Below are 21,128 nucleotides of genomic sequence, written 5' to 3'. Positions count from 1 at the left end.
AATCGCCTAACCCCGCGATCCCCGCGCAGCCCCGAAGTTGGGGGAGAACAGCTTGCGGAAACTGATCGATATGCTCCGCCCAAGCGGGTCCAGATAGCCGGGCTGGTAGCGCAGCGGTGTCATGCCGGCGGCGTCCGTCACGTCCCGGCGCTGGTTGAAGAGATTGTCGACGCTGACCTGCACCCGCGCGCCGCGCAGGAAGGGCACCTGCTTCACCAGGCTTGGCATCTGGCCGAAATTGGCGAACAGTCGCAGGTCCACCGTGGCGAGGCTGCCGAATTCGAGCCGGCTGTTGCCGCCCAGCGCGCCGTCGACATGCGTGCCGCTTTCCCAGTCGACGCCCAGCCGCGCACCGATGCCATTATTGCTGTATCCCACGCGTGCCTGAAGCTCGTGCCGGGGCTGGCCGCCCGACGATCCGGTGGCGTCCCCGTTCAGCAGGTCGAGCGGGGCGATGCCGGGCGCGATCAGGATATTCTCGGTAAAGTGCCAGGTATGGTAGAGGCTGAAGCTCAGCCGCCCGCCACCGCCGCCGCCCGGCCCGCCGCCAAAGCCGCCGCCGGGAGGACCCCGAAAGCCGCCGCCTGGCCCTGCGCTCGCGCCGCGCCCGCCGCCCTGGCCCGCACCGTCGCCGGGCGGGGGTGGGGGAGGGGCGTCGCCTTCCTGCCGTTGCTGCTGCTGTCGGCCGCGCATGAAGACGGCGCGGATGTCGTCCAGTTCCTTGGGACGATCCTCCGGCTTCGACCCGGCGGCGCGCCACGCCTCGATCACTTTCTGGATGTGCGACTTGAGCGGGATCGAAAGATCGAAGCCCCAGCGCAGCTGTTCGCTCTGCGCGCGCAGGAAGTTGAGCGGGCGCGCGTCGATCTGGAGCAGATTGCCGTCCGCGTCGCGCAGGAAGCGCTGCGGGAAGGCGGCCTCCAACGCAGGCGTAGGCGTGGGGAAGGCGAAGATCGGGTTGCGGGTGCGGCTGTTGAGATAGGTGGCGGTCAGCGTCAGGTTCGGTTTTTCGAACGGCTTCACCGTTGCCGTCAGCCGGAATTGGTCGCGCACGCTTTCGCGCAGGGCCGCGTTGCCACCCGATAGCTGCGTCACGAAGACGGTCTGGCCCGTCGCATAGTCGAATACCGACAGGTTAGGCGTGGCAATCAGGGGGTCGGTGATTTGCGCGCCGGTGGGGGCGGCGCGATCCTGATTGGCCGACGCCAGTATCTGCACGGCGGCCACCGGCTTCCAGCGCAGGCCATAGCCCAGCGTGGAAAGCGTGCCGAAGTCCGAATAATGTTGTGCCGCCGCATTCACATTGACGCTGATGTCGCCGACCGCGCCAAGCACGGCGCGCGACCGGCTGGTGATCGGCAGGTCGACGCTGATCTGGCCGCTGCCGATCTCCCGGTTATAATCAGTGCTGGTGGCGATGCCTCCGCGCAGCGACCGGCTGGAAAAGCCGTTGGCCGACGCGCCGACCCGGATCGATGTCGTGACCTTGCCGGCGGGCAGGTCGAAGGGCGATCCGCTGATCAGCAGGTCGCCCTGCAACGCCTGGCTTTTCGCCCGCGCGGTATCGACGACGCGTGTGCCCAACAGCGTGTCGGCGAAGGCGCCATAGGGATTGACCGTCGGGTCGCCGGCTTCGATCGCCGACTGGATCGCGCCCGTCGCCACGCCGCGATCGGTGCGCGTGGTGGTGATCGACAGGTCGCCATTGCCGGTGAAGGACCATTGCCAGCCGCTGCCCAGCCCGCCGTTCAGCGTCAGTCCGACATGGCCGGTATTGCTGCGCACCTGCTGTTGCAGAGCGCCGGGCTGCATCAGATAGCGGTACAGCGTCACGTCGCTGGCGAAGGGGGAGAAGGGGCTGCCGCCCGGCAGGGTCAGCGCCGCCTGCGACAGGCCCTGGAGCGAATCGCTGTCGGACAGTTGCAGCCGGCCGTTCAATGTCGCTGACACGCCGCCCAGCGCGCGGGCCAGGGTGGCGTTGGCGGCAAAGCTCTCCGTGGCGGGGCTGAGCGTGCGATAGCGGGTGACGTCGCTTATCTGCGGCGCGTTCGCGCCGGCGACGAAGCTGGCGAGGGATGGTGGCGCGCCGGCCGCGCTGGCGGGAACGGCAGCCACCGTCACGGGCTGACCCGCCAGCGCGGACAGCGCTGGATCGATCTGCCCGCCCGCTATGGTCGACGTGACGTTTCCGTCGATCGCATAGGGGCGACCGGGCGCAGCCGACACGATGCCCCGTTCGTTTTCCAGCAGGTCGGCGGCGCGGTCATACTCCAGGTTCAGGCTGAAGCGGTTGTCGCCGCGAATGCGCAGCATGCCGCCTTCCGCCGTACCGCTGTCCCGCCCGCCCTGCGTCGTCGTGCCACCGCGCAGCTGCACGGTTTCCGCGCGGAATCGTTCGCGCAGCACGATGTTCACCACCTTCTGCGTCGGTGCGTAGCCATAGGACAGGGCGACCTGTTCCGGCAGGATGTCGACGCGGGCAATGGCTTCGGACGGGATGTCCTGAATTTCGGAAAAGCTCGAAATGCGCTTGCCGTTCAGCAGGATGACCGGCGTCCCGTTGGTTTGGGGCGCAAGTTCGGTGACGAGTTCGGCGATGGAGGTGACGCCCAGCGCGCGCACGTCCGCCGCCCCCAGCGACTGTTCGGGCTGGATATTGCCGATCACCGATCCGCGCAGCGGCTGGCCGGTGACGACGATCTCATCCTCATCCGGGGTCGCAGCGCCGCCCTGCGGCTGACCCTGCGGGCGTTCCTGTGCCAGCAACGCGCCGGGCGCGGCGCCAAGAAAGAAGGGAAGCAGGAAAACGGTTGCGGATCGACGCACGGAAAACCCCCCGAACAGAAACAAGATGATGGTCCCGGCCTAGCCGCCACTTGTCGCAGGATATTGGCAAAGGCCAGGCAAAACTGTCGCAAGATGTAACGGCGCAACTGAACCGTTGATGGCCGGGACGGGAAAGAGGCTGGCCGGACGCGGGCGTGCGCCATAGAAGGATGGCCATGCGTATCTTCTACCCGCCCATCGATCCCTACGCGTCCGGCCAACTGGATGTGGGGGACGGCCACGCCCTCTACTGGGAACGGGCCGGTACGCCGGGCACGAAGCCGGCCATATTCCTGCACGGCGGCCCAGGCGGCGGCATTTCGCCCGATCATCGTCGCCTATTCGATCCCGCGCGCTATGACGTGCTGCTGTTCGACCAGCGCGGCTGCGGCCGGTCCACACCCCACGCCAGCCTGGATGCCAACACGACCTGGCATCTGGTCGCCGATATCGAGCGCCTGCGAGAGATGATGGGCGTCGAACGGTGGCTGGTGTTCGGTGGCAGCTGGGGATCGACGCTCGCGCTCGCCTATGCGCAGGCGCACGTGGATCGCGTCACCGAACTGGTGCTGCGCGGCATCTTCACGGTCCGCGCGCGAGAGATCGACTGGTATTATCAGGAGGGCGCGAGCCGCATCTATCCCGATAAATGGGAGCGGTTCATAGCCCCGATCGCGCCGGACGAGCGTGGCGACCTGGTCGCCGCCTACCGACGCATCCTGACCGGCGACGACCGCGCGGCGCAACTGGCGGCGGCGCGCGCGTGGAGCGTGTGGGAAGGCGAAACGATCCGCCTGCTGCCCGATCCATCCTTGTCCGCCACGCATGACGCCGACGATTTCGCGCTCGCCTTCGCGCGGATCGAAAATCATTACTTCACCCATGGCGGCTGGCTGGAGGAGGGGCAGCTGCTGCGGGACGCCGGGCGGCTGGCGGACATTCCCGGCGTGATCGTGCAGGGCCGCTACGACATGGCCTGTCCGGCCGAAACCGCCTGGGCGTTGCACCGCGCCTGGCCGCAGGCGCGCTTCGAGATGATCGAGGGCGCGGGCCATGCCTATAATGAGCCGGGCATATTGGATGCGCTCATCCGCGCGACGGATGGGTTTGCCGCCTAGCGGCGGCGGGCATTCGGGGGGCTACTCAGGCCGAAGGCGGCCGATCGAACGGATGACGGCCTAGCGCCCGCCCGGTCCCAGCGCAGGGTCGAGATCGCGGGGGCGGGTGAAGCTCGCCAGCGTGGCGATGCTGGCGCGCGCTTCGGCCCAGCGGTCGATGGGAAGGTCGAGCACGGCAAGGCTGGCGGTCGGGAATTTGGTTTCGATATCGTCGCGCAGCGGGCTTGCGCCATCGTCCGGCACCAACTCCAGGATCAGCTCCTCGAATCCCGGATTGTGCCCCGCCATCAGCACATTGTCCGCGCTGTCGGGAAGGTCGCGCACGACATCGCACAAGGTCGGGGCGGAGGCGAGATAGATGCGCCGGTCCCAGTGCGTCTCCAGCGTCTCGCCATAGCCCGCGAAGAAGGTTTCCAGCGTCTGCACCACCCGCACCGCGGGCGACGCGACCAGCAGGTCGAACCGCATCTCCTTGCGCGCGGCATGTTCGCCCATCAGTCGCGCCGCCTTCTCCCCGCGCCGGTTGAGCGGCCGGTCGAAGTCGCGCGCGACCGGATCGTCCCAATCCGATTTGGCGTGGCGCAACAGGGTGAGGCGCTTCATTCGATCTCCTGTCGGGGCGGGCCGGATTCGAATCCCTGATGCCCCAAAGCGGCCGGTGCGCCAAGCGATTGATCGCGCGCCTGTCCGCTGACCGCGATGATGGCTTCGTCCAGCGTCACGCGGCGCACCGGCGTGCCGGGTGGAAACGCGCTGAGCAGGCGGCTGGGCATGGCGGCGGACAGGATGACGAACTGCCCCTTGTCCTCCGCGCGGCGGATGAGCCGGCCGAACGCCTGCGCGAGGCGCGCGCGGATCAGCCGGTCGTCATAGGCATTGCCGCCCCCTGCCAACCTGCGCGCGGCATGCAGCACGGTGGGCTTGGACCAGGGCACGCCCTCCATGACCACGAGGCGCAGCGAATGGCCGGGCACGTCCACGCCATCCCGCAAGGCGTCGGTGCCAAGCAGCGAAGCGCGCGGATCGTCGCGGAAGATGTCGACCAGCGTGCCGGTATCCATCGGATCGACATGCTGGGCGTAGAGTGGCAATCCGCCGCGCGCCAGCCTGTCGGCGATGCGGGCATGAACCGCGCGCAGCCGGCGGATCGCGGTGAAGAGGCCGAGCGTGCCGCCGCCCGCCGCCTCGATCAGCCGGGCATAGGCGCCCGACAGCGCGGCGATGTCGCCACGCTTGATGTCGGTGACGATCAGCACCTCGGCGCGGTCGGGGTAGTCGAATGGGCTCGCCGCCTCGAACTGCTCCGCGCCGTGGGGGAGATGGGCCGCTCCGCTGCGCGCGGCGGCATTGTCCCACTCGCCCCCGCCCTTCAGCGTCGCGGAGGTGACGATCACCCCCTGCGCGGGCTTCAGCACGGTTTCGGCGAGCGGACGCGTGGGATCGAGCCAATGCCGGTGAAGGCCGATGTCGAACTCCCGTCCCTCGATGCGGTCCACCGTCATCCAGTCGACAAAGTCAGGGTCCGCCGGCCCGCCGATCCGGGCGAGGAGCGCCAGCCAGGCCGCGATCAGGTCGCGCCGCCAGCCGAGCGACGCCACCGCGCCCTCGATCCGCGCCCGTGCCGCGCCGTCCAGCCAGTCGGGCGCGTCCTCGATCACCGCCTCCAGCCGCCGGGCGAGGCGGACGAGCGGCTTGATGAGCGCATCGAGCGCCAGTGCGGCCTCCTGCGCCGCTTCGACCAGCGTGCCGTCCGGTTCCGCCAGTTCGGTCTCCAGCCCGTAGCCGGCGTCCGCCTCGCCAGCGTCGGCGGCGCGCGCATAGACGGTGCCGCGCACGGCGGCGAACAGCGCCTCCAATGGTCCGAACGGTTCACCCGCGACCACGCGCTTCAGCCACTCGTCGGCGGGCAGCGCCTGCGCCGCGTCGATCGCCGCGCGGATCGCCTGGCCGCCTTCCTCGTCATAGCTCGCCAGGTCGGAGAGGCGGGCGGCAAGGCCACGCCGCCGCCCGCGCGATCCGTTTTCGGGTCCCATGATCCATCGGCGCAGTTCGATTGCCTCCTGCCCCGACAGCGCGACCGAAAAGGTCGAATCGGCCGCGTCGAACAGGTGGTGGCCTTCGTCGAAGATGATCCGCTGCGGTCGCTGGCCGGTTTCCCGCCCCCGCGCGGCGTTGATCATCACCAGCGCATGGTTGGCGATGACGATGTCCGCATCCGCGCTCGCCCGCGCCGAACGCTCGATGAAGCATTTGCGATAATGGGGGCAGCCGGCATAGATGCATTCGCCCCGCCGGTCGGTCAGCGCGGTCGATCCGTTGCGGCGGAAGAGGGTGGGCAGCCAGCCGGGCAGGTCCCCGCCCACCATGTCGCCATCCTTGGAAAAGGCGGCCCAGCGCGCGACCAGTTGCGCCAGGATCGCGGCGCGGCCCGAAAAACCGCCCTGCAGCGCATCCTCAAGGTTCAGCAGGCAGAGATAATTTTCCCGCCCCTTGCGCACCACCACGCGCCGCGCGGCCATTGCGGCATCGGGGAACAGGCGGAGCGATTCCCGGTCGAGTTGCCGCTGCAGCGCCTTTGTATAGGTCGACACCCACACGGTGCCCTGCGCCTCCCCGGCCCAGAGCGAGGCGGGCGCGAGATAGCCCAGCGTCTTGCCGATGCCGGTCCCCGCTTCGGCCAGCAGCATGTTGGGCTGATCGCGATGGCGGCGCGGCGTGAACGCGGCGGCGGCGGCGGCGGCATAGGCGCGCTGGCCGGGACGGGGTTCGGCGCCTGCGCCGGTCAGCCGATCCAGCCGATCCAGCACCTGATCCTCGCTCAGGCTGATCGTGCGCGGGGCCGGGCGCGGCTGGGCCTCCTCCCATTCAGGCAGTTTCGAGAAGAGCCAGCGTTCCGCCTCCCGCGGCCGGGCGATGCGCGGCGCGACGAGCGGCGACCAGGCCCAACGCAGCCGGTGGAGCGACTGGGCGGCGGTCCATGCGCCCTCCCGTTCCGTCCAGTCGGCGGCATCGATCCGTGCCAGCAGCGCGGCCGTCGCCTGTTGCAGCAGGCCGGGAATCTCGCCCTCTTCGGTGGGCGCGGCCAACCCCAGCGCCGCCGCAAGCCCCTTGGGCGTCGGTACCAGAAAGCGGGCGGGGTGGATGAAGGCCCAGAGTTCGAGCAGGTCGAGACCGTTGAGTTCGGGATAGCCGAGCCGCTGGCCGGTCAAGGGCGCGTTGAGCAGCAGCACCGGCGTTTCCGCCGCGCGGGCGATGGCCTGCCCCTTGGCGAGGCCCTGCGTGCGGCCCTCCTCTCGCAGCCAGATGCCGCCATGGCTGGCGTGAAGCGCGGGCAGGTCTGCAGGGTCGATCACGTCGCCGATCTAGGGCAGCGGGAACAAAAGGGAAACCGGAAAAAAGGGGGTCAGGCCATCCGTCGGCCAAAGCCCCCGATGACGGGCGCAGCCATCTGGGGACGGGGCCGCAGGGCGGGCGGGGGCGCATGCCGCCGGCCTCGCGCCATTTCCAGCCGCTCGTACAGCGGGCCGTCAGTCAGGAGATAGGGGAAGCGAATGCCCATGCGATCCTCTTCGGCCCATTGCACCGTGCCGAATACGGTATAGCCGTCCAGATCGATCTGGCATTGCGAACGCGCGGGAAGAGAGCAGCCGACGATCTGCGCGCCGCCCTCGCTGAGGTCGACGATCGTGCCTTCCAGGCTGTCGAGCACCGTCGTCACGACGATGGGGATGTCGACGATGATGCGTTCGCGACTACGCTTGATCTGCATGAGACCTCCTGTCCAAAGGAATTATCGACAAGCAGGGTAAATGATGGGTTAATTTTTGGCCCGCCTCCGAAATGATTTGGCGAATCTTGACCGTTTTCTTTCGCCGCGTCCGGGGGTAGGGGGCTGGACATGACCATGTCCGACAACATCCGCACCGCCGCGCAGGCGTCCAAGGCCTGGCCCTATGAAGAAGCCCGCAAGCTGCTGAAACGCTACGCGGCCGGCGCGCCCGACAAGGGGCATGTCCTGTTCGAAACCGGCTATGGTCCGTCGGGCCTGCCGCATATCGGCACGTTCAACGAAGTGCTGCGGACGACGATGGTGCGCAACGCCTTCCATACCTTGTCGGACCTGCCCACGCGTCTGGTGGCGTTCAGCGACGATATGGACGGCCTGCGCAAGGTGCCTGATAATGTGCCCAACCAGGCGATGCTGACCGAGCATCTGGGCAAGCCGTTGACGCAGGTGCCCGATCCCTTCGGAAGATATGAGAGCTTCGCGCATCACAACAACGCGATGCTGCGCGAATTTCTCGACCGTTTCGGATTTGATTATGAGTTCGTCTCGGCGACCGAGCAATATCGTGCCGGTGCGTTCGATGAGGCGCTCAAGCAGGTGCTGCGGCGCTATTCTGCAATCATGGACATCATGCTGCCGACGCTGCGCAAGGAACGGCAGGCGACCTACTCGCCGGTCCTGCCGATCAGCCCCAGGAGCGGCATTGTCCTTCAGGTGCCGGTCGAGGTGATCGACGCCGAAGCGGGCCTGGTCCGGTTCGAGGATGAGGGCGACATCATCGAGCAGTCGATCCTGTCGGGCGGTGCCAAGCTGCAATGGAAGGTCGACTGGGCGATGCGCTGGTATGCGCTGGGCGTCGATTATGAGATGGCGGGCAAGGATCTGATCGATTCCGTCACCCAATCGTCGAAGATCTGCCGCGCGCTCGGCGGCCGGCCGCCCGAGGGCTTCAATTATGAGATGTTCCTGGACGAAAAGGGCGAGAAAATCTCCAAGTCCAAGGGCAACGGGCTGAGCCTCGAACAATGGCTGACCTATGGCCCGCAGGAAAGCCTCGCCTTCTACGCCTATCGCGAACCCAAGAAGGCGAAGCAGCTGCACATGGGCGTCATCCCGCGGGCAGTGGACGAATATTGGCAATTCCGTGGCAATTACCCCAAGCAGGCGGTCGAGCAGCAACTGGGCAACCCGGTGCACCATATCCATGACGGGGCGCTGCCGCACGGCGAACTGCCGGTCACTTTCGGGCTGCTTTTGAACCTCGTCGGTGTGATGGGCGATGCGACCCGCGAACAGGTCTGGGGCTATCTCCAAAATTATGTACCGGGTGCGAGCGCGGAAACCTATCCAGAACTCGACGCGCTGATCGGCCATGCCCTTGCCTATCATCGCGATTTCGTCGCGCCGACGCTCAAGCGGCGGGCGCCCGAGCCAAATGAGGCCGCGGCGCTCAAGCGGCTGGACGAGGAACTGGCGGCGCTGCCCGATGGCGCGTCGGCGGAAGACATCCAGAATATCGTCTACGCCATCGGCAAGGACGAAGCCTTCGGCTTTGCGGAACTGCGCGACTGGTTCAAGGCGCTTTACCAGACGCTGCTGGGCGCCGATCAGGGGCCGCGCATGGGCAGCTTCATCGCGCTGTACGGCGTGGAAAACAGCCGCCGCCTGATCGCGGAGGCACTCGCCGCCTGAGACGCCGACTGCCGCCCGGCGGGGGAACTTTCATGATGGTCGGTCGTTACGGCGAACGGTCCACCCCCCTTTCGGACTGGTGGCGCGCCTAGCGCACGTCATCGGCCGCGTGCGCCCGGAAACGGGCGACGCGGCCAAGCGGGGAACGGCGGCCCGGAACATATCCGTTCCGGGCCGCTTCGTTTGCGGGCCTTACCAGAAGAAGCCGCGATTGACTTCCACCACCCGGCCGGTGCGGACATTCACCAGCAGCACGTCATTATAGTGGCGGACCCAGCGCAGGTCGCGGCCGGCGGGGCGCAGGCGATAGCGATAGGGGTCGCTGATATAATAGCGCGGCGCATAGTAATTGGGGCGAAGCCGGGCACCGACATTCCACTGGCTGTAGCGGAACGGCGCGTTCCAGTTGCCGCCGCGATAGACGTCGCGGTGGCTGCGGCGATAGTCGCGCCAGTCTTCCCGCACCTCGCCGCGGGCATCACGGACATCGCGCCGCGCGTCGCGCACGTCGCGGCGGTCGCCGTAGCGCTCCGCCTGGCGCAGGTCGCGCTGCTCTTCGCGCAGTCGCTGTTCGCTCCGGCGTACCTCGCCATAGGATTGGGCGGAAGCGACGCTCGGCACCACGGTCGCGGCCAGCAGGCCCAGGATGATGAACTTACGCATTGGTCTCGTCTCCCATATGTCTTGGCAAAGCTTTGGGGTTCCTTCGCCACGGGATCAGATATGCGCGTGTTCGCCTGAATGTTCCGGGAATGGCGCGGTCAGATTCCAGTCATCTATGTCGCAAAGTGTAACCGGCGCGCCGTCCGGGCCTCAGCCCCACGGCCTTTCCCTGAACCATTTGGTGACGACATATTTGACCCCGCGCTCCACCGGACGGGCGGCGTGCAGGCTGGACTGATTGGGCGCGCCGTCGCGATCCATATTGTTCCAGATCAGCACCATGCCCTCGACCGGAGGGATCATGAACTGGCACATCGGGAAATGCGTCTCGCCGCCTGCTTCCAAAGGGGAAAGATAGATCATCGCGGTCCATGTCCTCTGTCCCCCGGTTTTGCGCATCGCCTGCCAGTAATCGGCGGTCGGGGGGAAATAGTCGCAATGAACCTTATATTCCTGCCCCTGCGTGTAGCGTTGCCCCTGCAGCGTTTCGCCATGCGTCGCCGGCAGGCCGGTCAACGCGCAGATCCGCTCGGTGATGCTTTCCACCAACGGATTCCAGGGCGACAGGTTGCCGCTATGGCTGGTCCGATACTCGGCGTTGGCGCTGCCGGAAAAGAGCGTGGAGGGCTTCGCGCTGGCGTCGATCAGAGTGCGTATCTCCGCGCATTCCTCCGGGCTCAGGAAATTCTGCCGGCCGTAGATTTCAAGCTCCGGCGCATCGATGCGACTGACCATCGGATTGCGGTCCAGTCGCTTGCGCACGCTTTCGCCAAAGGCCGCGCGCGCGGCCGAAGCGATGCCGCCATCGTCGATCGTCTCGGTCATGCCGCCGTCCTGCCACAAGGGCGGCTCCCATGAAAAGACCCCGGAGCATCGCTGCTCCGGGGTCAGTGGTTCCTGAAGGCCAGTTCAGGAAGCCGCACGCTTCATGTCACCAGAAGAAATCGTGGATCACGTCGACCACATAGCCGTCGCGGATGTCGACCAGCAGCGCGTCGTCATAATAGCGGACCCAGCGCAACGTGCCGTAGGCGGGCGGCAGGCGATAGCTGTAGGGATCGTCCAGCCAGTAGCTGTTGCTGTAGAGCAGGCTGTTGAGGAATATCCCGATCGAATAGCGCTGATAGCCGTAGCTCCAGCCGCGCGGCGCATAATAGCGGCCGATGCGATAGCGGTCGCCATAACGGTTGCGGTAACTGTTCCAGACATAGCGCCGATCCTGCCGCCAGCCGCGATCGTCCCGCCGGTCGTCGCGCCAGTCCCGCCTGTCGTCGCGGCGATCCTGACGCCAGTCCTGTCGTTGGTCCTGCCGCACGTCCCGGCGATCATCGCGCCAGTCGCGGCGCTCCTGCGCCCTGTCGTTCCGCCAGTCCTCTCGCCCAAGGGTCTGTGACCGGTTGCGATCATCGCCACGCTGCCCGCCATTGTCGCGGCGCTGCTGCCAGTCCGCACCCGCACCCGGCTGGCCTGCCGGTCGACCCGGCCGATCATCGCCACGCTGCTGCCAGCGCTGCGCCTGCATGTCCGTCCTTGGCTGCGCCACGACCCCGCCGGCGCGATCAGGCCCGCGCTGCTGCCAGCGCTGCCCCATATCCGGCCTGCCGGGCTGCCCGGCAGGGCCACCCCGCCATCCGCCGCCGTCGGGACGCGCACTGCGCTCGCCGCGATCGCCACGCCCCGGACCGTCCTGCGCAAGGGCGGGCGCGATGCCGCTCATCACCGTGGCGGCCATCAGGCCCGCCACCATCATCTTCCTCAACATCGTCCTGTCTTTCCTCGATGCGGACGAAGGGGATGTCCGCCATGACAGTCCTTTTAGGATGCCCCGGATGTCGCAGGACTGAACCCGGCCGTCAGCGATCAGAAAGGAAGGCAAGTCGCCGGACCGGAGACAAAGATCGACCCACAGTGGGAAATTCGCGCCAGGATGACTGAAATAATGCCGGTTCGGGGCAGCAAGATTAATCCATATCAAGGCGCTGGCGTTGACATGGCCCTAGGACGATCCCTGTGACGACAGCCTCCACCACTGGCCATGTGCGCCAGGCCCTGCGCGACGCGACGATGGAGGATCATCGACAGGTCGATTCGGTCTTCTCGGCTTATGATCTGCATTCCCGCGCCGACTACACCGCTTTCCTGACGGCGCAGGCGCGCGCGCTCGGCGCGCTGGAAGCGGTCGCCCGGCCCGAGTCGCCTCGGCTGCCGCTGCTGGCGCAGGATCTGGCGGCACTGGGCAGCGCCTGGCCCGATCCGCTGCCGTTGACGGATGCGGGCCGGGGCGGATTCCGCTGGGGTCTGCGCTATGCGCTGGAAGGATCCCGGCTGGGCGGCGCCATGCTGGCACGTCAGGTGGGTGACGGATTGCCAAGGGCCTATCTGTCCGCCACCCATGGCAAGGGGGACTGGATCGCCTTCCAGCGCGCGCTCGATGGCGCAGCGGAGGAAGGCGGCGAAGGCTGGCTCGGTGACGCCGTGCAGGGCGCCCGGGCCGCCTTCGCCCTGTTCCTGCGGGCGGGCAGCGCCGAAATGGCGTCCGCCCATGGCTGAGTCCGATATCGGCCGGCCGGCGGCGGTGGACCTGACCAATTGCGACCGCGAGCCCATTCATGTGCTTGGGACCGTCCAGCCGTTCGGTTTCCTGATCGCGCTGACGGCGGACTGGCTGGTGTCGCGGGTTTCCGCCAACGTGGCCGACTTCATCGGCCTGTCGCCGGAGGAGGTTCTGGGCAAGCCGGTGAGCGCCGTGCTGAGCGGCGACGCCATCCACACGCTGCGCAATCGCATCACGCTCCTGCGTGGCCCCGACGCGGTCGAGCGCGTCTTTTCCCTTCCCCTCATGGATGGCGGACCCGCCTTTGACGTCGCGGTGCATTTTTCCGGCCAGCTTGTGGTGATCGAGGGCGAACCTGCCAGCCATGACGAGATGGAAGCGAGCAGCACCGTCCGTTCGATGGTGTCGCGTCTTGGCCAGGTGGAAGGGATGGCCGCATTCCTGCGGGACGGCGCGCGGCAGGTGCGGGCGCTGACCGGCTTCGACCGGGTAATGGTCTATCGCTTCTCCGGCAGCGGAGACGGCGAAGTGGTGGCAGAGGCGCTGCGGCCGGGGATCGAGAGCTTCTTTGGCCTCCATTATCCTGCTTCCGACATCCCGGCGCAGGCGCGCGCGCTCTACTTGCGCAACATCTTTCGGGTGATCGCCGATGTGAATGCGCCGCCTGTCCCGGTGATGCCGCAACTCGACCCGGCGGGCATGGCGCTCGACATGTCGCTCTGCCTCACCCGCGCGGTGTCGCCGATCCATATCGAATATCTGCGCAACATGGGCGTGGACGCGTCGCTTTCCATCTCGATCATCGTGGAGGGCAAGCTGTGGGGGCTGTTCGCCTGCCACCATTATGGCCCGCGCCTGCCCACCTTCGCGCAACGCAGCGCGGCGGAGTTGTTCGGTCAGATCTTTTCGATGATGCTCGAAAGCCGCGAGCGGGCCGAGACCGCCGATTATGAGGGCAAGTCCCGCCAGGTTGCCGACCGGCTGCTGTCCGCCGTGGCGCAGGACAATGAACTGCTGCACAACGCCGCCTGGCTCGGCGACATCATCTTCGACACGATCCCGGCCGACGGCGTCGGCGTCTATATCGACGGTCAGATGATCCTGTCGGGCCTGACCCCGGACGAGCCGGCCTTTGCCGCGATCGTCAACGGGCTCGACCTGCCGTCGCGCTTTGCCCATGTGACATTGGTGAAGAAGCCCTATTCCGGCGCGACGCTGGCGCAGGCGCTGGCGCCCGCCATGGACGCGGCGTAGGTTTCCCAACCGAAACGAACGTTTTCTCCTCCGCTCCTTGCAGCGCGTCGCGCGAATGCCGATCCTTTGTCGGCGCCTGTCCTACCGGCCCGGCCTTTGCCACCATGGCGTCGCCATGAGTGAAGGGGCCATGTCGATAGGATCAGGATGGCGCAATAAAATGTCAAAATCTGCGGGACATATGCGAAGTTAAGCCCGCGCGATCCTATGGCGGCAAAGATGATGATTCAGCCAACCCTTTTCCTGCCGCATGGCGGCGGCCCCTGCTTCTTCATGGATCCCACCGATCCCCAAAGCCCGCATAGCGACCCCATGTGGCAACCGATGCAGGACTATCTGGCCGGTATCGTCGACAGCCTGCCGGAACGGCCGCGCGCCATCCTCCTTGTGTCGGGCCATTGGGAGGAAGCGGCCTTCACCGTTCATGTGGGGGAGCGGCCGAACCTGCTCTTCGACTATTACGGCTTTCCGCCTCACACCTACGCGCTGCGCTGGGACGCGCCGGGCGCGTCCGGCCTTGCCCGACGCGCGGCGGCGCTCCTGGCGCAGGCAGGCCTTGCGACGGCGGAAGACAGCGAGCGCGGCTGGGACCATGGTGTCTTCATTCCCATGAAGGTGATGTTGCCTGACGCTGACATCCCGCTGGCGCAACTGTCGCTGCGCCACGATCTCGATCCCGCCGCCCATATCGCCGCGGGCCGCGCATTGGCCCCGCTGCGGGAAGAAGGCGTGCTGATCGTCGGATCGGGCATGAGCTTCCACAATCTGCAGGTCAGGGGAGAGCGAGCGGTGGACCCGTCGACCCAGTGGGACGAGGCGCTGACCGATGCCGTCACCGATCCCGATCCTCAGCGCCGCGCGGCCCGCGTCGCCGCCTGGGCCGATCTGCCGCACGCCCGCTTCGCCCATCCGAGCGCGGAGCATCTGCTGCCATTAATGGTGGCGTTGGGGGCGGGCGGGGACGACCCCGCTGCCCTGTCCCATCGCAGCAGCGTTCTGGGCTGGACCGTTTCCGGCTATCGTTTCGGCTGATCGGCCGGACGGCCCAGCGCCGGCACGGTGCGGGCGGCATCCTGCGGCGAAATGCCGGGCGGCGGCGCGGCGGCAACCTGCTCTTCCCCGCGCATGATCCGGCCCGCCCGCCGGATCGCGCCGCGCAGGCGGGGATAGATGCCGCACCGGCAGATGTTGGTGATCGCGGCGTCGATCTGTTCGTCGCTCGGATCGTTGGTCCGGCGCAGCAGCACGGACGCGGCCATGATCATGCCGGGAATGCAGTAGCCGCACTGCGACACATTGTCCGCCGCGAACGCCTGTTGCAGCGGATGGCCGCGATCGGGCGACAGTGCCTCGATCGTCGTCACGAACCGCCCCTCCGTCTTGCCGATCGTCACCTGGCAGGATCGTACCGCCTCGCCATCGATATCGACGGTGCAGGCGCCGCAGTCCCCGGTGCCGCAACCATATTTGGTGCCGGTGAGGTTCGACGCGTCGCGCAGCGCCCACAGCAGCGGCGTGTCCGGGTCCATCCGATACTGCACCGGCCGGTCGTTGACGGTGAACTTCGTCACGCGCCCTCTTCCTCCTCGACTTTGTGGAACAGCACTTCGTTGCGGACGTGGATGATTTTCGACCCCAGCCGGATCTCCTGGATGAAGCTCGCGAACCCGACGGCCTGCAGCAGCATCGCCAGGCTGAAAAGGACGGCGATCGGCGTGCCGAGATGCGCGCCGAACAGGTTGCCCGCGAACAGCAGGATGACGACAAGGCATACCGCGCAGGCGGACGCGACCGACAGGAAGATGGAGGCGTTGACGACGGTCATCCGCTGGTCGAGCACGCGGATTTCGCCCACCATCCGGTCATGCTCCTTCCCCCGCGACGTGAGGATCAGTTGCTCGACCGTGCGCGCCCGGTCGATGATGCGCGCCAGCCGGCCGACGCAGACATTCAGGAACGCGCCGATGCCCGTCAGCAGGAATACGGGCGCGAGCGCGAGCTGGATGGTCTGAGCGACCTGGCTTACCTGGGGCAGGGGGATCATGGTCATGACGGATGGATGCTCCGGCCGGTTCGCCGGGGAGCAAAAAGCCAGACTAATGCCAACAAATCAAGCAGCGCCCTTGTTCGACGGCGTGTTGACGCCCATGGATTTGAGATACGCCTTGATGTTGCGCGCGGCCTGCCGCAGCCGCTGCTCATTTTCAACCATCGCGATGCGGACGAACCCTTCGCCATCCTCGCCATAGCCCACGCCCGGCGCGACCGCGACCTTGGCATGGGTGAGGAGCTGTTTGGAAAATTCGAGGCTTCCCATGTCTTTCAGTGCAGGCGGCAGCGGCGCCCAGCAGAACATGGATGCACGCGCCGCCGGAATGTCCCACCCTGCGCGGCCGAAGCTTTCCACCAGCACGTCGCGGCGCTTGTGGTAGAGCTGGCGGTTCTTCTCGACGATGTCCTGCGGCCCATTGAGCGCGGCGCAGGCGGCCGCCTGGATCGGGGTGAACGCGCCATAGTCGAGATAGGACTTCACCCGCGTCATCGCCGCAATGAGCTTGCGGTTACCCACGGCAAAGCCCATGCGCCACCCCGCCATGGAATAGGTCTTGCTGAGCGACGTGAACTCGATCGCCACGTCTTTCGCGCCCGGCACCTGAAGGATGGAAGGCGTCGGGTTGCCGTCATAGTAAAGTTCGGAATAGGCAAGGTCGGACAGCACCCAGACCTTATTCTCCTTCGCCCAGGCGACCAGCCGCTCGTAGAAAGCGAGGTCCACCGTTTCGGCAGTCGGGTTGGACGGATAGTTGACCACCAGAATCGACGGGCGTGGCACGGTGAAGGCCATGGCGCGGTCCAGCGAACGGAAATAATTTTCGTCCGGCGTCGTGGGCACCGACCGGATCGTCGCCCCGGCGATGATGAAGCCGAAGGTGTGGATCGGATAGCTGGGGTTGGGAGCCAGCACCACGTCCCCCGGCTCGGTGATCGCGGTGGCAAGGCTGGCCAGCCCCTCCTTCGATCCCATGGTCACGACGACTTCGGTGTCCGGGTCGATCTCCACGCCGAAGCGGCGGCCATAATAGTTGGCCTGCGCCTTCCGCAATCCCGGTATCCCGCGCGACTGGGAATAGCCGTGCGCGCTCGGCTTTTGCGCCACCTCGATCAGCTTCTGGATGACATGGTCGGGCGGCGGCAGGTCGGGATTGCCCATGCCAAGATCGATAATGTCCTCCCCCGCTGCGCGGGCGGCGGCACGCATCGCATTGACTTCAGCGATAACGTAAGGCGGCAGGCGCTTCATGCGGTAGAATTCTTCGGACATTATAGGGGCTTTCCTGAAAGCTCTCTGTAGGGAATAATGCGTGGCCCGCCCTTGGCGCGTCACAATCTGGCTATAACTCGCCATCCGATGACGCGCCAGCGAAAGCGGCGATTGCGTGATGCCGGGAGAAGGAAGGTGGCCATGGATCAATTGCACGTCATGGAACCGCACCTCCCAACGCTCGAACAGATGCAGCAATGGACGCAGGTGATCGGCCGCGCGCAGCAGTTGATGCTGGAGCAGGCGGCGGGGATGACCGGGCAGGCACCGCCCTTCGATCCCGAAATCGTTGCCCGCATCCAGACCGGCTTTGCCGACGAAGGGCTGGCCCTGTGGCAGCGGTTCCTGGATTCCGGCGGGCTGCTGCGCGATACGCCGGAACCCGCACCGGCCGGCAGCCCTGCCGCGCGCAAGGACCGGCGCTTTTCGGACCCGGCATGGACGGAGCATCCCTTTTACGATCTCGTCCGCCAAAGCTATCTTCTGCTCTCGGATTATCTGACGAAAATGGCCGACGCGGTCGACGGCGTGGATCCCAAGGAGAAAGCCCGGCTGCGCTTCGCCACCGCGGGCCTGCTCGACGCCATGTCCCCGTCCAACTTCCCGCTCACCAATCCGCAGGTGGTGCAGAAAACGATCGAGAGCGGCGGCGAGAATCTGGTCCGCGGCCTCAAACATATGCTGGCCGACATGGAGAAGGGACAGCTTACCCATACCGACGGCACGGCCTTCGAACTCGGCCGCAACATCGCCTCGACGCCCGGCAAGGTGATCCACGAAACGCCGCTCTACCAGCTCATCCATTATGCGCCGTCGACCGACACGGTGCTGGAAACACCGCTCCTCATTTTCCCGCCCTGGATCAACCGCTTCTACATCCTCGACCTCTCGCCGGAAAAAAGCTTCGTCAAATGGGCCGTCGATCAGGGCTTGAGCGTTTTCCTCGTCTCGTGGAAATCGGCCGACGCTTCGATGAAGGACATGGTCTGGGACGATTATATCCTGAGCGGCCAGATCGACGCGATCGATACCGTGCGCGACCTGCTGGGCGTCGAAAACGTCCATGCGATCGGCTATTGCGTGGCGGGCACCACGCTTGCCGCGACGCTGGCGCTGCTGGCCGCGCGGGGCGAGGCGGACAAGGTGGCGAGCGCGACCTTCTTCACCGCGCAGGTCGATTTCAGCGAGGCGGGGGATCTTACCCTGTTCGTGGATGATGAGCAGATGAAGCTCGTCGATCAGCTTTCGTCCGGCGGCTTTCTGGACGGACGCTACATGGCCGCGACGTTCAATCTGCTGCGCGGCCGCGACCTCATCTGGAACTATGTGGTCAACAATTACCTGCTGGGGCAGGATTATCCCCCCTTCGACCTGCTGTACTGGAACGGCGATACGACCAACCTGCCGGCACGCTGGCACAAGGATTATCTGACGCAGCTCTATCGCGACAACCTGCTGGTTGTGCCCGGCGCGATCAGCGTTGCTGGCACGCCCATCGACCTCAAGAACGTGAAGACGCCCGCCTATGTCCAGGCCGGGCGGGAGGATCATATCGCCCCTCTGGAAAGCGTCTGGAAACTGACCGAGCATTTCGCCGGGCCGATCCGATTCCTGCTGGCAGGTTCGGGCCATATCGCCGGCGTGGTGAACCCGCCGTCGGCGATGAAATATCAATATTGGACCTGCGAAGAGGCGCAGGCGACGATCGATGAGTTCCTGGCCCACGCAACGGAAACGAAGGGCAGCTGGTGGCCCGATTGGCGCGCCTGGATCGGGCGGATAGACGAAAAAACAGTCGCCGTGACCGGGCCTCGCATCCCTGGCGGGGGCAAGCGGAAAGCGATCGAGGATGCGCCCGGACGCTACGTCATGCAGCGCTGACTGAGCGAATATGGCTATTTTGTTGCAGTGCACAATAGCTATTGCATTTGCCTCGATCTTTCTATATTGTGCAGTGCAGCAAACGGAGGAAGGTCATGGCCGTAACCCCGAAGACACCGCGTAAGAGCGCCCGTCCCAAGACAGGGTCGAGCACCTTATCGGCGAGCGAAGCGCTGAAGGCGGCTGAAGCCGCCATCGGCAACGCTCCCCAACCGGCAAAGCCTGCCCGCAAGCCGGCTGCGCCACGGGCCAAGCGTCCGGTGCCGGTCGCTTCGGCCACCCCCGATCCCGTTGCCGTGGTGGCCGCCACCACGGCTGTCGATGCCGCGCCGGAACCTGTTCCGGACATGGCGACGACGCCCCCGACAGAGAGCCTGCCCAAGGCCGAAGCTGAAGTGACAGCGCCGCTGCCCGCCATAGAAGGAACGACAATTATGAACGACGTTATCGAAACCGGAAAGAAGTTCGCCGAAGACGCCAAGGCGAAGATGGAAACCGCCTATGCCGACTTCAACGAGAAGACCAAGGCGCATGTCGAGAAGTCGACCAAGGCGATCGAAGAGCTGAGCGACCTTGCCAAGGGCAATGTCGAGGCGCTGGTCGAATCGGGCAAGATCGCAGCCAAGGCGATCGAGACGATGGGTCAGGAAGCCGTCGATTACAGCCGCAAGAGCTTTGAGAAGGCCACGGCCTCCTTCAAGACCTTCTCGACGGTCAAGACCCCCACCGAATTCTTCCAGCTGCAAAGCCAGCTGCTCTCGAGCAGCTTCGATGAATTCACCAAGGAAGCTGCGAAGAACAGCGAAGCGCTGATGAAGATGGCCGGCGAAGTCGCCCAGCCGATCACCGCGCGCGTGACGCTGGTCACCGACAAGGTCAAGTCGCTGGCGGCCTGAGCCTGCCGGACTTTACACTAAGCGACGGGGCGTTCCTTCTGGCGAAGGAGCGCCCCTTTGCTATGGGTCAAAGTGACGCATCGCGCGGCGAACCGGGGGACCGCCCCCTTGCCATGGCCAACCGAATCGCCATATTCTCCTTCATCATGGACAACAGCATCAGCGTATCGGCATGGTCCGTCAGCATGGCGGGCCGGGATCAGGACGATCAGGGCGAAGGCCCCGGCGGGCCCAATGTCGGCATCGCCACCCGCACGCGCACCCGTACGAAAAAGCCGTCGCTCTACAAGGTGCTGATGCTGAACGACGATTACACACCGATGGAGTTCGTCGTCCACGTCCTCCAGAGCTTCTTTCGCATGGACATGGAGGAAGCGACGCGCGTGATGCTCCACGTGCACCAGCGTGGCGTCGGCGTCTGCGGGATCTTCAGCTACGAGGTCGCGGAAACGAAGGTGAACCAGGTGATGGACTTCGCCCGCCAGAACCAGCACCCGCTGCAATGCACGCTGGAGAAGGCATAGCCCTTCGCCGCTCCGGCGGGCGGGTTAGTCGGGGATCGACACGCGTTTAATTGCCCCACATCCCGAGCCCGTTGCCGCGCCGCCATGCAGCGGCACGTGAATCGGGTGACCGTCCCCGAAGGGTCACTCCGCAGGCCATTTATCGGCTGCTATCGGCTCTTCCCGATCCTTTCCAGGTCCGACGCCCGTATCTGGATTGCGGCGAAAAGTACCGTCAGCGTTGGCGACCACGCCTGTAGGGCGAATGGTCGCTTCACCTGGGACAGCGCGACATTGGCGGCTTCGTAGAGCGCTTTACGCAACATCGGATCTCCCGCCTTGAAGATATGCCCGCTGACATCGCGTTCACCCGATTGACTGCGTCGCGGCACAAGCCCGCATAGGCGCGGACGTCGTCGCTTCTGGCAAAAATGGCGCGGATCTTCGATGGTCGAGGTGTAGGTGAGCGCGGTGATCGGTCCAACCCCAGTGTCAAACGGCGTTCAAAAGGGACCCCCGATCGGCGTCGAAGAGGGACCCCCTTTTCGGATAATATGATGCTGGTTTGTTGAAGATGGCCTTGCGCTGCGTGCGGCGGAGGGCGGGCGTAGCCCGACCGGAGGCGCGCGCAG

Annotated in this window: 18 protein-coding genes and 1 pseudogene; 8 read left to right on the top strand and 11 right to left on the bottom strand. The window is 66.0% G+C overall.

The features are described 5' to 3' along the window. Window positions 1-6: 6 nt before the first annotated feature. A complete protein-coding gene (locus tag AX724_RS00090) occupies window positions 7-2,826 on the bottom strand; it encodes a TonB-dependent receptor (protein WP_066762335.1) in 2,820 nt (939 codons plus the stop codon). A gap of 176 nt (window positions 2,827-3,002) precedes the next feature. Between AX724_RS00090 and pip the strand changes: the two genes are divergently transcribed. Next, complete coding sequence (gene pip, locus AX724_RS00085) at window positions 3,003-3,944, top strand: prolyl aminopeptidase (RefSeq protein ID WP_066762333.1); 942 nt, start codon at window positions 3,003-3,005, stop codon at window positions 3,942-3,944. A 60-nt stretch (window positions 3,945-4,004) separates the two neighbouring features. Here pip and AX724_RS00080 read toward each other — a convergent pair whose 3' ends face one another. The 3 genes from AX724_RS00080 to AX724_RS00070 are packed head-to-tail and all read right to left on the bottom strand — an operon-like array spanning window position 4,005 to window position 7,713. Continuing rightward, window positions 4,005-4,547: a SixA phosphatase family protein gene (locus tag AX724_RS00080; protein ID WP_066762087.1), complete on the bottom strand. Its 543-nt coding sequence runs from the start codon at window positions 4,545-4,547 to the stop codon at window positions 4,005-4,007. Beyond that, complete coding sequence (locus AX724_RS00075; RefSeq protein WP_066762085.1) at window positions 4,544-7,297, bottom strand: ATP-dependent DNA helicase; 2,754 nt, start codon at window positions 7,295-7,297, stop codon at window positions 4,544-4,546. The genes AX724_RS00080 and AX724_RS00075 overlap by 4 nt, the downstream gene beginning before the upstream one ends. A gap of 50 nt (window positions 7,298-7,347) precedes the next feature. Continuing rightward, the gene (locus tag AX724_RS00070) at window positions 7,348-7,713 is read right to left on the bottom strand and encodes a PilZ domain-containing protein (protein WP_066762082.1); all 366 of its coding nucleotides are present in this window, start codon (window positions 7,711-7,713) and stop codon (window positions 7,348-7,350) included. A gap of 129 nt (window positions 7,714-7,842) precedes the next feature. Between AX724_RS00070 and AX724_RS00065 the strand changes: the two genes are divergently transcribed. Further along, the gene (locus AX724_RS00065; RefSeq protein ID WP_066762081.1) at window positions 7,843-9,423 is read left to right on the top strand and encodes a lysine--tRNA ligase; all 1,581 of its coding nucleotides are present in this window, start codon (window positions 7,843-7,845) and stop codon (window positions 9,421-9,423) included. A gap of 192 nt (window positions 9,424-9,615) precedes the next feature. Here AX724_RS00065 and AX724_RS00060 read toward each other — a convergent pair whose 3' ends face one another. The 3 genes from AX724_RS00060 to AX724_RS00050 all read right to left on the bottom strand — a co-directional run bounded on the left by AX724_RS00060 (window position 9,616) and on the right by AX724_RS00050 (window position 11,848). Further along, window positions 9,616-10,086: an RcnB family protein gene (locus AX724_RS00060; protein WP_066762080.1), complete on the bottom strand. Its 471-nt coding sequence runs from the start codon at window positions 10,084-10,086 to the stop codon at window positions 9,616-9,618. A gap of 150 nt (window positions 10,087-10,236) precedes the next feature. Further along, entirely contained in the window at window positions 10,237-10,911 is a 675-nt protein-coding gene (locus tag AX724_RS00055; RefSeq protein WP_066762330.1) for a prolyl hydroxylase family protein, read from the bottom strand. Between the two features lie 106 nt (window positions 10,912-11,017). Then, complete coding sequence (locus AX724_RS00050; protein ID WP_066762078.1) at window positions 11,018-11,848, bottom strand: RcnB family protein; 831 nt, start codon at window positions 11,846-11,848, stop codon at window positions 11,018-11,020. A gap of 302 nt (window positions 11,849-12,150) precedes the next feature. On the opposite strand from AX724_RS00050, the gene AX724_RS00045 reads away from it, so the two are divergent. From AX724_RS00045 to AX724_RS00035, 3 genes and pseudogenes are all read left to right on the top strand, one after another. Beyond that, window positions 12,151-12,636, top strand: a complete 486-nt coding sequence (locus AX724_RS00045; RefSeq protein WP_066762327.1) for a biliverdin-producing heme oxygenase — start codon at window positions 12,151-12,153, stop codon at window positions 12,634-12,636. After that, window positions 12,629-13,798 (top strand): annotated as a pseudogene (locus AX724_RS00040) (GAF domain-containing protein); the annotation flags it as partial. The gene AX724_RS00045 and the pseudogene AX724_RS00040, both read left to right, overlap by 8 nt. Before the next feature lie 318 nt (window positions 13,799-14,116). After that, the gene (locus AX724_RS00035) at window positions 14,117-14,926 is read left to right on the top strand and encodes a DODA-type extradiol aromatic ring-opening family dioxygenase (RefSeq protein ID WP_066762077.1); all 810 of its coding nucleotides are present in this window, start codon (window positions 14,117-14,119) and stop codon (window positions 14,924-14,926) included. Here AX724_RS00035 and AX724_RS00030 read toward each other — a convergent pair. The 3 genes from AX724_RS00030 to AX724_RS00020 all read right to left on the bottom strand — a co-directional run bounded on the left by AX724_RS00030 (window position 14,911) and on the right by AX724_RS00020 (window position 17,216). Beyond that, entirely contained in the window at window positions 14,911-15,465 is a 555-nt protein-coding gene (locus tag AX724_RS00030; protein WP_066762075.1) for a (2Fe-2S)-binding protein, read from the bottom strand. The two genes, AX724_RS00035 and AX724_RS00030, sit on opposite strands and share 16 nt — an antisense overlap. Beyond that, window positions 15,462-15,938 (bottom strand): DUF2721 domain-containing protein, encoded by a 477-nt coding sequence (locus tag AX724_RS00025; protein ID WP_066762324.1) that lies wholly within the window; start codon window positions 15,936-15,938, stop codon window positions 15,462-15,464. Before AX724_RS00025 ends, AX724_RS00030 begins: the two co-directional genes overlap by 4 nt. Window positions 15,939-16,004: 66 nt before the next feature. Next, the gene (locus tag AX724_RS00020; protein ID WP_066762073.1) at window positions 16,005-17,216 is read right to left on the bottom strand and encodes an LL-diaminopimelate aminotransferase; all 1,212 of its coding nucleotides are present in this window, start codon (window positions 17,214-17,216) and stop codon (window positions 16,005-16,007) included. A gap of 141 nt (window positions 17,217-17,357) precedes the next feature. On the opposite strand from AX724_RS00020, the gene AX724_RS00015 reads away from it, so the two are divergent. The 3 genes from AX724_RS00015 (at window position 17,358) to clpS (ending at window position 20,517) form a co-directional block, all read left to right on the top strand. Further along, window positions 17,358-19,097: a PHA/PHB synthase family protein gene (locus tag AX724_RS00015; protein WP_066762071.1), complete on the top strand. Its 1,740-nt coding sequence runs from the start codon at window positions 17,358-17,360 to the stop codon at window positions 19,095-19,097. 95 nt (window positions 19,098-19,192) lie between these two features. Then, window positions 19,193-19,993 carry a phasin family protein gene (locus AX724_RS00010; RefSeq protein WP_066762063.1) on the top strand — a complete coding sequence of 267 codons (801 nt, stop codon included), beginning with the start codon at window positions 19,193-19,195 and terminating at the stop codon, window positions 19,991-19,993. A gap of 113 nt (window positions 19,994-20,106) precedes the next feature. After that, the gene (clpS, locus tag AX724_RS00005) at window positions 20,107-20,517 is read left to right on the top strand and encodes an ATP-dependent Clp protease adapter ClpS (protein ID WP_066762321.1); all 411 of its coding nucleotides are present in this window, start codon (window positions 20,107-20,109) and stop codon (window positions 20,515-20,517) included. Window positions 20,518-20,666: 149 nt separating this feature from the next. Here the strand turns inward: clpS and AX724_RS24675 are convergent, their stop codons facing one another. Beyond that, window positions 20,667-20,972: a transposase gene (locus tag AX724_RS24675; RefSeq protein ID WP_082733339.1), complete on the bottom strand. Its 306-nt coding sequence runs from the start codon at window positions 20,970-20,972 to the stop codon at window positions 20,667-20,669. Window positions 20,973-21,128 lie beyond the last annotated feature (156 nt).

The organism is Sphingobium sp. CCH11-B1 (assembly GCF_001556865.1).
Classification (GTDB): Bacteria; Pseudomonadota; Alphaproteobacteria; order Sphingomonadales; family Sphingomonadaceae; genus Sphingobium.
The sequence above is the reverse complement of the archived record's forward strand: the minus strand, read 5'-3'. Positions and strand labels throughout refer to the sequence as shown.

What these genes read in the sequence shown, in the direction of transcription:
- pip (WP_066762333.1), top strand. Translation starts at nt 3,003, where the DNA reads ATGCGTATCTTCTACCCGCCCATCGATCCCTACGCGTCCGGCCAACTG.
- AX724_RS00080 (WP_066762087.1), bottom strand. Translation starts at nt 4,547, where the DNA reads ATGAAGCGCCTCACCCTGTTGCGCCACGCCAAATCGGATTGGGACGAT.
- AX724_RS00070 (WP_066762082.1), bottom strand. Translation starts at nt 7,713, where the DNA reads ATGCAGATCAAGCGTAGTCGCGAACGCATCATCGTCGACATCCCCATC.
- AX724_RS00065 (WP_066762081.1), top strand. Translation starts at nt 7,843, where the DNA reads ATGACCATGTCCGACAACATCCGCACCGCCGCGCAGGCGTCCAAGGCC.
- AX724_RS00060 (WP_066762080.1), bottom strand. Translation starts at nt 10,086, where the DNA reads ATGCGTAAGTTCATCATCCTGGGCCTGCTGGCCGCGACCGTGGTGCCG.
- AX724_RS00055 (WP_066762330.1), bottom strand. Translation starts at nt 10,911, where the DNA reads ATGACCGAGACGATCGACGATGGCGGCATCGCTTCGGCCGCGCGCGCG.
- AX724_RS00050 (WP_066762078.1), bottom strand. Translation starts at nt 11,848, where the DNA reads ATGTTGAGGAAGATGATGGTGGCGGGCCTGATGGCCGCCACGGTGATG.
- AX724_RS00045 (WP_066762327.1), top strand. Translation starts at nt 12,151, where the DNA reads ATGGAGGATCATCGACAGGTCGATTCGGTCTTCTCGGCTTATGATCTG.
- AX724_RS00035 (WP_066762077.1), top strand. Translation starts at nt 14,117, where the DNA reads ATGATTCAGCCAACCCTTTTCCTGCCGCATGGCGGCGGCCCCTGCTTC.
- AX724_RS00025 (WP_066762324.1), bottom strand. Translation starts at nt 15,938, where the DNA reads ATGATCCCCCTGCCCCAGGTAAGCCAGGTCGCTCAGACCATCCAGCTC.
- AX724_RS00020 (WP_066762073.1), bottom strand. Translation starts at nt 17,216, where the DNA reads ATGTCCGAAGAATTCTACCGCATGAAGCGCCTGCCGCCTTACGTTATC.
- AX724_RS00015 (WP_066762071.1), top strand. Translation starts at nt 17,358, where the DNA reads ATGGATCAATTGCACGTCATGGAACCGCACCTCCCAACGCTCGAACAG.
- AX724_RS00010 (WP_066762063.1), top strand. Translation starts at nt 19,193, where the DNA reads ATGGCCGTAACCCCGAAGACACCGCGTAAGAGCGCCCGTCCCAAGACA.
- clpS (WP_066762321.1), top strand. Translation starts at nt 20,107, where the DNA reads ATGGCCAACCGAATCGCCATATTCTCCTTCATCATGGACAACAGCATC.